This window comes from Pseudomonas hydrolytica (assembly GCF_021495345.1).
Taxonomy (GTDB): Bacteria; Pseudomonadota; Gammaproteobacteria; order Pseudomonadales; family Pseudomonadaceae; genus Aquipseudomonas; species Aquipseudomonas hydrolytica.
This window is the reverse complement of sequence record NZ_CP099397.1, coordinates 2,934,572-2,947,333: the sequence shown is the minus strand read 5'-3', so window position 1 is coordinate 2,947,333 and position 12,762 is coordinate 2,934,572. Positions and strand designations below refer to the sequence as shown.

The 12,762-nt window shown below is 67.7% G+C and carries 10 protein-coding genes; 4 read left to right on the top strand and 6 right to left on the bottom strand.

The window, feature by feature from the left end; all coding sequences use genetic code 11:
- Positions 1-5: 5 nt before the first annotated feature.
- The 5 genes from pqqC to L1F06_RS13625 form a co-directional block, all read right to left on the bottom strand.
- Positions 6-758, bottom strand: a complete 753-nt coding sequence (pqqC, locus tag L1F06_RS13645) for a pyrroloquinoline-quinone synthase PqqC (RefSeq protein WP_129482320.1) — start codon at positions 756-758, stop codon at positions 6-8.
- Positions 759-845: 87 nt separating this feature from the next.
- Complete coding sequence (gene pqqB / locus L1F06_RS13640; protein ID WP_129482321.1) at positions 846-1,760, bottom strand: pyrroloquinoline quinone biosynthesis protein PqqB; 915 nt, start codon at positions 1,758-1,760, stop codon at positions 846-848.
- Between the two features lie 79 nt (positions 1,761-1,839).
- Positions 1,840-1,911 carry a pyrroloquinoline quinone precursor peptide PqqA gene (gene pqqA, locus L1F06_RS13635; protein ID WP_003239771.1) on the bottom strand — a complete coding sequence of 24 codons (72 nt, stop codon included), beginning with the start codon at positions 1,909-1,911 and terminating at the stop codon, positions 1,840-1,842.
- 61 nt (positions 1,912-1,972) lie between these two features.
- Positions 1,973-4,060, bottom strand: coding sequence for a PQQ-dependent dehydrogenase, methanol/ethanol family (locus L1F06_RS13630; protein WP_129482322.1), 2,088 nt, complete (start codon positions 4,058-4,060; stop codon positions 1,973-1,975).
- A gap of 48 nt (positions 4,061-4,108) precedes the next feature.
- Positions 4,109-5,017: a transporter gene (locus L1F06_RS13625; protein WP_129482323.1), complete on the bottom strand. Its 909-nt coding sequence runs from the start codon at positions 5,015-5,017 to the stop codon at positions 4,109-4,111.
- Positions 5,018-5,272: 255 nt separating this feature from the next.
- Here L1F06_RS13625 and L1F06_RS13620 point away from each other — a divergent pair, with 255 nt between their 5' ends.
- Positions 5,273-7,177, top strand: coding sequence for a sigma-54-dependent Fis family transcriptional regulator (locus L1F06_RS13620; protein ID WP_129482324.1), 1,905 nt, complete (start codon positions 5,273-5,275; stop codon positions 7,175-7,177).
- Between the two features lie 96 nt (positions 7,178-7,273).
- Here the strand turns inward: L1F06_RS13620 and L1F06_RS13615 are convergent, their stop codons facing one another.
- Positions 7,274-8,764 (bottom strand): aldehyde dehydrogenase family protein, encoded by a 1,491-nt coding sequence (locus L1F06_RS13615; protein WP_129482325.1) that lies wholly within the window; start codon positions 8,762-8,764, stop codon positions 7,274-7,276.
- A 302-nt stretch (positions 8,765-9,066) separates the two neighbouring features.
- Between L1F06_RS13615 and L1F06_RS13610 the strand changes: the two genes are divergently transcribed.
- The 3 genes from L1F06_RS13610 (at position 9,067) to L1F06_RS13600 (ending at position 12,706) form a co-directional block, all read left to right on the top strand.
- The gene (locus L1F06_RS13610) at positions 9,067-10,758 is read left to right on the top strand and encodes an AMP-binding protein (protein ID WP_129482326.1); all 1,692 of its coding nucleotides are present in this window, start codon (positions 9,067-9,069) and stop codon (positions 10,756-10,758) included.
- Positions 10,759-10,828: 70 nt separating this feature from the next.
- Complete coding sequence (locus L1F06_RS13605) at positions 10,829-11,869, top strand: AraC family transcriptional regulator (protein ID WP_129482327.1); 1,041 nt, start codon at positions 10,829-10,831, stop codon at positions 11,867-11,869.
- A gap of 69 nt (positions 11,870-11,938) precedes the next feature.
- Entirely contained in the window at positions 11,939-12,706 is a 768-nt protein-coding gene (locus L1F06_RS13600) for a 3-hydroxyacyl-CoA dehydrogenase (RefSeq protein WP_100549704.1), read from the top strand.
- Positions 12,707-12,762 lie beyond the last annotated feature (56 nt).

Here is a 12,762-nt window from a genome sequence, read left to right as displayed (position 1 = left end):
CTTGATCATAAAGCGATCCCCCGATGCCAGACGCGCTCGGCGGTTACCGTGTGGTACGGCGGGCGCTCCAGCTCGTAGGCCATGCTCATGGCGTCGAGCATGCTCCACAGCACGTCGAGCTTGAACTGCAGGATATTCAGCATGCGCTCCTGTGCCTCACGGGTGCAGTAGTGCTCGAGGGTGATGCGCAGGCCATGCTCGACGTCGCGGCGCGCCTGGCTCAGACGATTGCGGAAGTAGTCGTAGCCGGTCGCATCGATCCACGGGTAGTGCTGCGGCCAGGCGTCCAGGCGCGACTGGTGGATGGTCGGCGCGAACAGCTCGGTCAGCGAGCTGCTGGCCGCCTCCTGCCAACTGGCGCGGCGAGCGAAGTTGACGTAGGCGTCGACGGCGAAGCGCACGCCGGGCAGCACCAGCTCCTGCGACAGCACCTGCTCGCGGTCGAGACCGACCGCCTCGGCCAAGCGCAGCCAGGCCTCGATGCCGCCTTCCTCGCCTGGTGCCCCATCGTGGTCGAGGATGCGCTGAATCCACTCGCGCCGGGTCTCACGATCCGGGCAGTTGGCCATGATCGCGGCGTCCTTAAGTGGGATATTGACCTGATAGTAGAAGCGGTTCGCCACCCAGCCCTGGATCTGCTCGCGGGTGGCGCGCCCTTCGTACATGGCGCGATGAAAAGGATGATGGATGTGGTACAGCGCGCCCTTGGCGCGCAGGGCCTGCTCGAATTCGGCAGGGGTCATGGCAGCTTGGCTCATCAGGATCTCCGATACGCGTTGCCGTAGGGTGCGCCGTGCGCACCAGCATTCTTTGAAGTGCGCACAGCCTGGGCGGCCCCGCACACCCTACAAATGGATGCTCATGCCATCGAACGCGACCTCGATGCCGCGCGCGTCCAGCTCGGCACGCTCGGGCGAATCCAGGTCGAGAATCGGGTTGGTGTTGTTGATATGGATCAGGATCTTGCGTGCGGTCGGCAGGCCGTCGAGCACCTCGAGCATGCCGCCCGGGCCGCTCTGCGGCAGGTGGCCCATCTCGCTGCCGAGCTTGTCGCCCACCTCGCACACGCGCATCTCGTCGTCGCGCCACAGCGTGCCGTCCACCAGCAGGCAGTCGGCGCGGCGCATCCAGCCCAGCAGTTGCTCGTCCACCTGGCCCAGGCCGGGGGCGTAGAACAAGGTCCCGCCCGTGCGCAGGTCCTCGATGAACAGGCCGATGTTGTCGCCCGGGTGCGGATTGCCCCGATGCGGCGAATACGGCGGCGCGCTGCTGCGCAGGGCGATGGCGGTGAGGCGCAGCTCAGGACAGGCGGGGATGCTGAACGGCTTGGCATCCAGCTCGATCAGCCGGTGCTGCAGGCCGCCGTTCCAGTGGCTGAGCATGTTGAACAGCGGAAAGCCGGTGGTCAGGTCCTGATGGACCATCTCGGTGCACCAGACCTGATGCGGGCAGCCTTCGCGCAGGGTCAACAGGCCGGTGCAGTGGTCGATCTGGCTGTCGAGCAGGACGATGCCGGCAATCGCCGTGTCGCGCAGCTGGCGCGCCGGCTGCAGCGCCGGGAAGGCTTCGAGCTGGGCGCGGATGTCGGGCGAGGCGTTGCACAGGATCCACTGCTCGCCTTCGTCGGAGATGGCGATGGACGACTGGGTACGCGGCTGCGCCCGCAGGGTGCCGGCGCGCACGCCGCGGCAGTTGCGGCAGTTGCAGTTCCACTGGGGGAAACCGCCGCCGGCGGCGGAACCGAGAATCTGGATATGCATCTGGGCCTCGCGCGGCAAAAAAATCAGGCCCCGGCAGGCCGGGTGGGAAACGCGGCGCGCCAGGCACACCGCGGCAGGCTCAACGGTTGGCGAAGTACAGGGTCACTTCGAAGCCGATGCGCAGGTCGGTGTAGCTAGGTTTGGTCCACATGCTGCTGTTCCTCCGGTGCTTGGGGTGGTGTCCGCGGGCGGGCCGAGCCCGCCCATGGGGGTCAGGGTCTGGCGGCTTGCTGCGCCTTGAGATGGTCCTCGTACTCGCGGCTCATTACATAGGCCTTGATCTGTTCCACCTCGGCCACGCTCAGCGAGTTCTTGAAGGATGGCATGCCCAGCGGACGGAGGATGCCGTCCCGGACGATCTGCTGGAAGTTGTCGCGGCGCCATTGATCCGTATGGCGCAGGTCGGGGATCAGGCCGCCGCTGACGGCGCCGACGCCGTGACACATCGAGCAGTAGTTGCCGTACAGCAGCTTGCCGGCGTCCAGGTCCGCGGCACTCGCCTGGACCGCCTGCGGCGTGCGCTGCACGGCGATCGTGGTCGCCTGCGGCAGCGGCGGCAGGCTGCTCTGGCCGCCGAGTTTGAACACCAGCAGGCGGCTGAGGTTGCGCACTCCGGGCGCCAGTGCCGCGTCGCCGCCGATCAGCGGCGCCACGCCGCCCCAGCCGGCCATGACCGCTACGTACTGCTCGCCATCCAGGCTGAAGCTGATGGGGGCGGCGACTATGCCGGTCTGCGCGGCGAAGCTCCACAGGCGCTGTCCCTTGTCCGCCGAGTAGGCGTGCAGCTGGCCGTCGGCGGTGCCCTGGAACACCAGGTTGCCGGCGGTGCTCAGGGTGCCGCCGTTCCAGTAGAAGCTATGCGGCACGCGCCAGGCCTCGCGCTGGCGTACCGGGTCCCAGGCCAGCAGGGCGCCGCTCACCGCATCGCGGGGTATCTCGTGAGTGTCGCTGAAGCCGGTACCGGTGTTGAAGCCGTCGATCTTCTTGAACGTGGCCCCTTCGTTGCGATAGACGCCTGGGATTTCCTGGTAGGGGATGTACATCAGCCCGGTCTGCGGGTTGAACGACATGGAGTGCCAGCTGTGCGCGCCGAACGGGCTCGGCCACATCACCACCTGCTCCTGCTCGTAGCGCGAGCCGGGCACCTCCACCGGGCGGCCGGTGGCCAGATCGACCTTCTCGGCCCAGGTCACCTTGCCGAATTTTTCCGCCGAGAGCAGTTCGCCGGTGGCGCGATCGAGCACATAGAAGAAGCCGTTCTTCGGCGCCTGCATCAGCACCTTGCGCGGCTTGCCGTCCAGCTCCAGGGTGGCCAGGGTGATCTGCTGGGTGGCGGTGAAGTCCCAGGTTTCGCCCGGCGTGGTCTGGTAATGCCAGAGCAGCTGGCCGCTGTCCGGGCGCAGCGCCAGGATCGACGACAGGTACAGGTTGTCGCCGCCGCCGGGGCTGCGGATCTCGCGGTTCCACGGCGAGCCGTTGCCGGTGCCGATGTACAGCAGGTCCAGCTCCGGGTCGTAGGCCATGCTGTCCCATACGGTACCGCCGCCGCCGAGCTTCCAGTACTGGTCGCCCTTCCAGGTCTTGGCCGCTGCGGCCAGTTCGGGGTGCTCGTAGGGCTGGGCCGGGTCGCCCGGCACCGTGTAGAAGCGCCAGGCCATCTTGCCGGTCTCGGCATCGTAGGCGGAGAAGAAGCCGCGCACGCCGTACTCGGCGCCGCCGTTGCCGATGATCACCTTGCCCTTCACCACCCGCGGCGCGCCGGTGATGCTGTAGGGCTTGGCCGGGTCGGTGGTCTGCTCGCTCCAGACCTCGTGGCCGGTCTTGGCGTCCAGGGCGATCAGGCGACCGTCCAGGGCGCCGACGTAGACCTTGCCGTTCCACAGGGCGACGCCGCGGTTGACCGCGTCGCAGCAGGCGTAGCGGGAGCGGCCGCGATCCACCTGGGGATCGAACTGCCACAGGCGCTTGCCGCTGCGCAGGTCCACGGCCATCACCCGGCTCCAGGACAGCGAGGTGTAGAGCACGCCGTCGGACACCAGCGGGGTGGCCTCCAGGCCACGGTTGTTTTCCAGATCCAGGTACCAGGCCAGGCCCAGCTTGCCGACGTTGTCGGCGTCGATCTGCTTGAGCGGGCTGAAGCGCTGCTCAGCGTAGGTGCGGCCATGGCTGAGCCATTCGCTGCCGTCTTGCTCGCTGGCACGGATGTCGGCCTCGTCGACCTTGGCGGCCTGGGCGCCTGTGGCGACCAGCAGCGCGGTGAGCAGGCAGACGAAACGGCGTGATTGGGTGAGGTTAGGCATCACGCGAAACTCCTGTTGTTGTTGGAATGGGAAGGCTGGCGGCGGTGCTTAGAAAACGTGTAGCAGGCGCAGGTTGACCCGTCCCTGCTCCTTGAAGCCGTTGTCCACCGAGAGGTCGCGGCCGAAATTGACCAGCAGCTGGTCGCGCGGGGTGAAGAACCAGCTGGCGCCGACGTTGAACTTGCTGGTGTTGGGTTTATCGTCCATGTCCAGGCCATCCACCTCGGTCTCGCCGCCCCACAGGCGCGAGACGCCGGCGCGCAGGTCGAAGCGTTCGTTGACGTGGTAGCGCAGGAACGCCTGGGCCTGGAACAGCGGCTTCTGCTTGAGAGTCTGGCTGGCGGGGCCGAAGTCGTCGTTCTTGCCAAAGAAGGTCACGTCGCCCACCAGGTCGAGGCTGAACTTGTCGCCCAGGCCCTCGATGTAGCCGGCCTGCAGCGCACCTTTCCAGCGGTTCTCGCCGAGGTTGATGGCGCGATCGTTGTCGTAGCTGCCGGTGGGCAGCCAGAGGAAGGGGGTGATGCCGAAGTAGCGGCGCTGTTCCGGCTGGTTCACCAGCCATACGGTGGCGGCCAGGATCAGGTCGCCGGTGCCGCTGTCGCTGCCCAGGGCCGACAGGTCGTCCTTGGCGCGCACGTTGCCGAAGGGCAGGAGGAACTGCGGGTCGACTATGTAGCCGCCCAGTTCCATGAAGTGCACGCCGCGCAGGATACCGATATCCGAATCCAGGCCGGCATCCAGTGGCAGCTTGTCGCCGTTGGCGTAGAGGCGGTTGCGTTCGGCGTGCTGGTAGTAGAGCAGGCCCAGGTTGGTGCCGGCGGGCAGGGCGGTGTAATCGCCGGCGTCTACGTCGAGCGCCGAGGCACTGGCGCAAAAGCCGCTCAACAGGCCGAACAGCGAAGCATGCAGCCACTGCCGGGCCGGTTTGGGCCGAGCCGCATCTGTGCTCATTTTCATGACATCACCTTTATTGTTTTTGTTTAAGATCTTGGCGCTGCCGGGGTTTTCTCCGGAGGCTGTGAAGTCATTGAGCAGAGTCTGTGCCAGCTTTTTTGGCTGGCAGAAAACCAAGCTGAATCAATGATTTGTATAACAACAAGAGTTCTCGAACAGAGCGCGGGCGCCGTCTCGCCGTGACGCTGTCTCGAACTGAGACAGTGGCCCTGGGGCGGGCTGGCCCAGTTCGAGACACCTGGCCGTGAGACGCATGCCATGCACAGATCCAGCGACCCCTCCGCAACGCCCACTTCAGGCAAGCATCTGGTCGATTCCCAGGTAGTCGCCCGTTCCTGGCAGCGCTCGCAGCACTACGGCCTGTGCCAGCGCGACAAGCTGCTGTTCGAGGCGCCGCTGGTGGCTACTGGCAAGCAGATCGCCGAGCGCGACCGCCTGCTGCTGGACTGCGCAATGCCCGAGATGCAGCAGCTGCACGCGGCGCTGGCACCGCAGGATTGGGTGCTGGCCTGCATCGATCTGGAAGGCGTGGTGCTCAGCAGCCTCAGCGGGCGCGGTGCCGGCACCCGCGAGCTGAGCCAGGTGTTTCGCATCGGCGCGCAGCTTTCCGAGCAGAACGTCGGCACCACGGCGCCGGGCTGCGCCCTGGCCGAACGCGAGTCGGTGTTCTTCGTCGGCGAGGAGCACTATCTGGAAGAGGCCCGCCAGTTCTCCTGCCTGGCCACGCCGATCTTCGGCCTCGACGGCGGCATAGTCGGGGTGCTGGACGCCAGCAGCCGGCAGGGCGCGCCCTCGGTCTACACCCTGGAGTCGCTGGTGTTCGCCGCTCGCGCCATCGAGAACCGCCTGTTCGCCCAGCTTGGCGAGGTGCTGCTGGTGCATCTGCACCATCGCCTGGACATCCTCGGCACGCCGCTGGAGGGTCTGCTGGCCTTCGACCCGGCGGGCAAGCTGCGCTGCGCCAACCGCATCGCCGGCCAGTTGCTGCGTATGGGCGAGGTGCGTGCGGGCCTGGACTTCGCCGAGCTGTTCGACATGCCCTTCGCCCACGCCGCCTGTTTTCGCCGCCATGATCTCAGTGCGCCGCTGCGCCTGCGCAGCCACCACGGCGGCGAACTGCACGCCTGCATCACTCAGGGCCCGCCTCAGCGAACGGCGCCGATGCTGGCCGAGGCGCAGCGCCCGCGGCGCAGCGCCGAGCCACTGCCGACGCCGCACAGCGGTGCCTGCCTGCAGGACCCGGCACTGCAGGATGCCCTGGCGCGGGCGCGCAAGGCCTTCGCCCGCGACATCCCGGTGCTGATCAATGGCGAGACGGGCACCGGCAAGGAGGTCTTCGCCCGCTTGCTGCACGAGGGCAGTGCGCGGGCCGGCGAAGCCTTCGTGGCCATCAACTGCTCGTCGATTCCGGCCAGCCTGATCGAGTCGGAGCTGTTCGGCCATGTCGAAGGCGCCTTCACCGGCAGCCGCAAGGGCGGCGCCATCGGCAAGATCGAGCAGGCGCACAAGGGCACGCTGTTTCTCGACGAGATCGGCGACATGCCGCTGGAGCTGCAGGGCCGTCTCTTGCGCGTGCTGCAGGAGCGCAGCCTGAGCCGGCTGGGCAGCAACCAGCTGATCAAGGTGGACTGCGCGCTGATCTGCGCCACCCACCGCGACCTGCAGCAGCTCAGCGCCGAGCAGAGCTTTCGCGAGGATCTCTACTACCGCATCAACGGCCTGCGCGTGAGCCTGCCGGCACTGCGCAAGCGGCGCGACCTGGCGGCGCTGATCCAGCACCTGCTGCGTGCCGAGACCACCGCACAGCAGCCTCTCCAGCTGAGCCCGGCGGCGCTGCAGGCGCTGCTGGACTATCACTGGCCGGGCAATATCCGCCAGCTCTACCAGTGCCTGCGCCTGGCTGCGGCGCTGGCCGAGGATGACGGCGAGATCGGTGTGCAGCACCTGCCGGACGAGGTGCGCGCCGGCCGCGGCGAACAGGCCGCGACGGTGGCGGGGGAAGGGCTGACGTTGGCGGCGGGGAGTACGCTGCAGCTTGCCGAGGCGCGGGCCATTCGCGCCGCGGTGGAGGCCGCCGGCGGCAACCTTTCGGCCGCCGCGCGCAGCCTGGGTATCGCCCGCGCGACGCTGTATCGCAAGCTCAGGGGTATGGAACAGGGGTAGCAGGCCGCTCGCCTGCGTGGTGTATGGCGCGCCACCGGCGCGCCCGGAATAAAAAAGGGCAGAGGGCCGCTCGGGACAGCCCCCCACCCGTAAAACTCACAGCTTGATCATCACCGTTTTCAGTTCGGTGTAGTGCTCGATGGCGGCGGCGCCCATCTCGCGGCCGATGCCGGAGAGCTTGTGGCCGCCGAACGGCAGGGCCGGGTCGAGGGCGCTGTGGCAGTTGACCCACACAGAGCCGGAGCAGATGCGCGGAATCATCCGGTGCACCGCGCCGAGGTCGTTGGACCAGATGCTGGCGCCCAGGCCGTAGGGGTTGTCGTTGGCCAGGCGCACCACCTCGTCGATATCGTCGAAGGGCATGGCCACCAGCACCGGGCCGAAGATTTCTTCCTGGACCAGGCGGTGGCGCTGGTCGACGTCCACCAGCACCGTCGGCTGAACGAAGTAGCCGGGGCCGAAGCCTTCGCCGCCGCAGGCGACGGTGGCGCCCAGTTCGCGGCCCAGGTTGATGTAGCCGGTGACCCGATCCTGCTGCTTGGCGGAGATCAGCGGGCCCATCTGCACGCTGGGGTCGAGGCCGTTGCCCAGCTTCATGCCGTTGGCGATGGCGGCGATGTCGGCCACCACGTTGTCGAAGTGCTTGCGCTGCACGTACAGGCGCGAGCCGGCGCAGCACACCTGGCCCTGGTTGAAGAAGATGGCGCTGGCGGCCCCGGCGGCGGCCTGCTGCAGGTCGGCATCAGCCAGCACGATGGTCGGCGATTTGCCGCCCAGTTCCAGGGTCACGCGGGTCATGTTGTCCATGGCCGCCTTGCCGATCTGCTTGCCCACTTCGGTGGAGCCGGTGAAGGTCAGCTTGTCCACTCCGGGGTGGCTGGACAGCGCCGCGCCGGCGTTCAGGCCGGTGCCGGTGACCACGTTGAACACCCCGGCCGGGTAGCCGGCTTCCTGAACCAGTTCGGCGAGCTTCAGTGCGCTCAGCGGGGTTTCGTCGGCCGGTTTGAGCACCAGGGTGCAACCGCTGGCCAGCGCCGGACCGAGCTTCCAGCAGGCCAGCAGCAGCGGAAAGTTCCAGGCCACGATGGCGCCTACCACCCCCACCGCCTCGCGGCGGATATAGGCGTGAAAATCCTCGTTCGGCATCAGGGGCAGGGACGGCTCCACCGTGCTGCCCTCGATCTTGGTGGCCCAGCCGGCCATGTAGCGCAGAAAGTCGATGCACAGCTGTACGTCCATGGCGCGGGCCACCTGGGCGCTCTTGCCGTTGTTCAGGCATTCCAGCTCGGCCAGCACGTCGGCGTCCCGCTCGATCAGCTCGGCCAGGCGCCACAGCAGGTTCTGCCGTTCGCGCGGGCGGATGCGGTTCCAGGCGGAGTCGTAGAAGGCGCTGCGGGCGGCCTGAACGGCGCGGTCGACGTCTTCAGCGCTGGCCGAGGGGACGCTGGCCAGCGGCTCGCCGGTGGCCGGGTTGCGCACCTGCATGCGGCTGCCGCTGGAGGCGTCCAGCCATTGGTCGCCGATCAGCATGCGTTGTGGCCTGGCGAGGAAATCGAGGGTTTTACGGTGGAGTGGCGGGGTTGCCATGGGCGAAGCCTCTTGTCGTTGTCTTGTGCCGGGGGCTTGAGCAACGGCTGTGCCACTGTCGGCAAAGCCTTGCCAGGCGCCGTCGAGGCGGCTCTGCCGATGAAAAGTGGAGAAAACCGGCTGTATCGAAGTCATACACCTGTCGCAGAACGAGACAGTGGCGCTGCCCCGCTGGAAGCCGCGCAACCGGCGCAAACGCCGGGGCAGGCGGCCTGCGTCGCCTTGGCATGCTTCCTGTTGGGAGCGCGGCGATCTCCGCGCTTGCGGACTTCCCATAACAAACACAACAAGTGGGTACCGACATGACTCAGCTCAGCTACACCCGCGGCCCGCAGGACAAACCCCTGCTGGCCATGACCATCGGCGAAGCCTTCGATACCACGGTGCGTCTGCACGCTCGCCGCGAGGCGCTGGTGGTGCGCCATCAGAACCTGCGTTACAGCTGGGGCGAACTGGCCGAGGTGGTCGAGGACTGCGCCCGCGGCCTGCTCGCCCTCGGCCTGCTGCCGGGCGACCGGGTCGGCATCTGGGCACCGAACTGCGCCGAGTGGTGCATCGCCCAGTTCGCCACGGCGAAGGTCGGCGCGATCCTGGTCAACATCAATCCGGCCTATCGGCTGAACGAGCTGGAGTACGCGCTGAAACAGTCCGGCTGCCGCTGGCTGATCTGCGCCGAGCAGTTCAAGAGCTCCGACTACCATGCCATGCTCGCCGAGCTGATCCCGGAGCTGGCCGATAGCCCGCCCGGCGGGCTGCATGCCCCGCAGCTTGCCGAGCTGCGCGGGGTGATCAGCCTGGCGCGCACGCCGCCCGCCGGCATGCTCGGCTGGGCCAAGCTGCTCGGCCTGGCCGGGCAGATCTCCCACGACGTGCTGCGTCGCCGCCAGGCCCAGTTGCAGTTCGACGACCCGATCAACATCCAGTACACCTCGGGTACCACCGGCTTTCCCAAGGGCGCGGCGCTGAGCCATTACAACATCCTCAACAACGGCTACATGGTCGGCGAGAGTCTGGGGCTGAGCGAACAGGACCGCATGGTGATCCCGGTGCCGCTGTACCACTGTTTCGGCATGGTGATGGGCAATCTCGGCTGCATGACCCATGGCAGCACGATGATCTACCCCGGCCCGGCCTTCGAGCCGCTGAGCACCCTGCAGGCGGTGGCCGAGGAGCGCGCCACGGTGCTGTATGGCGTGCCCACCATGTTCATCGCCGAGCTGGATCACCCGCGCCGCGCCGAGTTCGATCTGTCCAGCCTGCGCACGGGCATCATGGCCGGTGCCACCTGCCCGATCGAGGTGATGAAGCGGGTGATCGAGCAGATGCATATGGCCGAGGTGCAGATCGCCTATGGCATGACCGAGACCAGCCCGGTGTCGACCCAGAGCGCCGCCGACGATCCGCTGGAGCTGCGCGTGGCCAGCGTCGGTCGCACCCAACCGCACTTGGAGACCAAGCTGGTCGACGAACAGGGCAACGTGGTGCCGCGCGGGCAGATCGGTGAACTCTGCACCCGCGGCTACAGCGTGATGCTGGGCTACTGGAACAACCAGGAGGCGACCCAGGAGAGCATCGACGAGGCCAAGTGGATGCACAGCGGCGATCTGGCGGTGATGGACGAGGCGGGCTACCTGAAGATTGTCGGGCGCAGCAAGGACATGATCATCCGCGGCGGCGAGAACATCTATCCGCGCGAGATCGAGGAGTTCCTCTTCACCCACCCGGCGGTGGCCGACGTGCAGGTGATCGGCATTCCCGACAGCAAGTACGGCGAGGAAGTGGCCGCCTGGGTCAAGCTGCACCCGGATCAGGTCCTCACCGCCGAGGCGCTCGCCGAGTACTGCAAGGGGCGCATCGCCCACTTCAAGGTGCCGCGCCACTTCCGCTTCGTCGAGGAATTCCCCATGACCGTAACCGGCAAGGTGCAGAAGTTTCGCATGCGCGAATTGATGCAGGCCGAGCTGGCACCGCCGCTGCGCCTGGTCGGCCGCTGAGCGGCTGGCCTCGCGTCGGCGGCGCAGGCAAACTGGGCCGCGTTGCAGGACGGGGCTGACGCGGGGCGGCATGGCAGTGGAGAAGGGCACCATCTCGGTACAACTGGTCGGCGAGGCGTTGCTCGAGGCGCGCCGCCGCGGGCTCGACGTGGCGGCGCTGCTGGAGCGCGTCGGCCTGCCTGCACAGGCGCTGGAGCGCCCCTACGGGCGTGTGCCTTCGGCGCTCTACGGTCAGCTCTGGCGCGCCCTGGCGGCGGGCATGGACGACGAGTTCTTCGGAATGAACGCCCGGCGCATGAAGGCCGGCAGCTTCGCCTTCATGGCTGCCATCGCCCTGCGCGAGCCCACCCTGGGCGCGGCGCTGGAGCGGGTGCTGGCCTTCTGCGGCCTGGTCTTCGACGGCCTCAGGCCGCGCCTGGTGCAACAGGGCAGCCTGGCCGAAATCGCCCTGGACGAGCCGGACGGCCAGCACAGTCGGGCCTTCGCCTACTTCACCCTGTGGCTGATGGTGCATGGCCTGCTGTGCTGGCTGGCCGGCCGGCGCCTGCCGATCCTCGGCATCGACCTGCGCTGTCCCGCGCCGGGCTATCTCGAGGACTACCGGGTGATGTTCTGCGACAACCTGCGCTTCGAGCGCCCCTCCAGCCGCCTGCTGTTCAACGCCGACTGCCTGGCGCAGCCGGTGCGCCGCAGCGAGCGCGAACTGAAGCGCTTTCTGGCCGGCGCACCAGCCAATATCCTGGTGCGCTACCGCGACCCGCAAAGCCTGGGGGCGCGTATCCGTGCCTATCTGCGCTCGCTGAGCGCCGCACGCTGGCCCGACTTCGAGGCGCTCAGCAGCCATTTCTACATGGCGCCCTCGACCCTGCGCCGCAAGTTGGCCCAGGAGGGCCAGTCGTACCAGGGGCTCAAGGATCAGGTGCGGCGCGAACTGGCTATCACCCGCCTGGATACCGGCGAGGGCGATTTCGTCGAGCTGGCCGGCGTGCTCGGTTTCGCCGACATCAGCGCCTTCTACAAGGCGTTCAAGAAGTGGACCGGCTCTACGCCGGGACAGTACCGCGCACTGATGCACCCGACGCCCGATTGTCCAAAGCGCTCAGATCGATAGACGACTTTCGCCATTGTCGACGGCGGCGCTCGGCGCGAGCATGGTTCTGACTCGTTGCTGGAGCGTGCTATGCGTATCGAAGATTCCGTATTTCTGATCACCGGTGGCGGCTCCGGCCTGGGCCTGGCCGCTGCCCGTCAGCTGCTGGGCCAGGGCGGCAAGGTGCTGTTGCTGGATATCAATGCCGAAGCGGGGCAGCGCGCCGCCGCAGAGCTGGGCGAGGGTGCCCGCTTCGTGCAGGCCGACATCACCCGCGAGGAGGATGGCCGTGCGGCTGTGGCGCAGGCACTGGAGGCCTTTGGCGCCGTGCACGGGCTGGTCAACTGCGCCGGTATCGCACCGGCCGAGAAGGTCCTGGGGCGCAGTGGCGTGCATGGCCTGGACAGCTTCCGCCGTACCGTCGAGGTCAACCTGATCGGCAGTTTCAACCTGCTGCGCCTGGCCGCCGAGGCCATGGCGCAGAACCCGCCGAATGCCGAGGGCGAGCGCGGGGTGATCGTCAATACCGCTTCGGTGGCGGCCTTCGACGGGCAGATCGGTCAGGCCGCCTATGCCGCCTCCAAGGGCGGGGTGGCCGCCATGACCCTGCCGGCGGCGCGCGAGCTGGCGCGCTCGGGCATCCGCGTGATGTGCATCGCCCCGGGCATCTTCGAGACGCCGATGATGGCCGGCATGCCGCAGGAGGTGCGCGACTCGCTGGCCGCCGGCGTGCCGTTCCCGCCGCGCCTGGGCCGCCCCGAGGAATACGCCGCGCTGGTGCGCCACATCGTCGAGAACCCCATGCTCAACGGCGAGGTGATCCGCCTCGATGGCGCGCTGCGTATGGCGGCGAAGTAACCGACACATGACCCGGATTGCATCCGCCCGGGGCGAGCTGATCGGCCTGGCCGCAA

Excerpts from the sequence above, each read along its gene's own strand:
- pqqB (WP_129482321.1), bottom strand. The coding sequence starts at position 1,760 with ATGCATATCCAGATTCTCGGTTCCGCCGCCGGCGGCGGTTTCCCCCAG.
- L1F06_RS13605 (WP_129482327.1), top strand. The coding sequence starts at position 10,829 with ATGGCAGTGGAGAAGGGCACCATCTCGGTACAACTGGTCGGCGAGGCG.
- L1F06_RS13615 (WP_129482325.1), bottom strand. The coding sequence starts at position 8,764 with ATGGCAACCCCGCCACTCCACCGTAAAACCCTCGATTTCCTCGCCAGG.
- L1F06_RS13610 (WP_129482326.1), top strand. The coding sequence starts at position 9,067 with ATGACTCAGCTCAGCTACACCCGCGGCCCGCAGGACAAACCCCTGCTG.
- L1F06_RS13600 (WP_100549704.1), top strand. The coding sequence starts at position 11,939 with ATGCGTATCGAAGATTCCGTATTTCTGATCACCGGTGGCGGCTCCGGC.
- L1F06_RS13630 (WP_129482322.1), bottom strand. The coding sequence starts at position 4,060 with ATGCCTAACCTCACCCAATCACGCCGTTTCGTCTGCCTGCTCACCGCG.
- L1F06_RS13620 (WP_129482324.1), top strand. The coding sequence starts at position 5,273 with ATGCACAGATCCAGCGACCCCTCCGCAACGCCCACTTCAGGCAAGCAT.
- L1F06_RS13625 (WP_129482323.1), bottom strand. The coding sequence starts at position 5,017 with ATGAAAATGAGCACAGATGCGGCTCGGCCCAAACCGGCCCGGCAGTGG.
- pqqC (WP_129482320.1), bottom strand. The coding sequence starts at position 758 with ATGAGCCAAGCTGCCATGACCCCTGCCGAATTCGAGCAGGCCCTGCGC.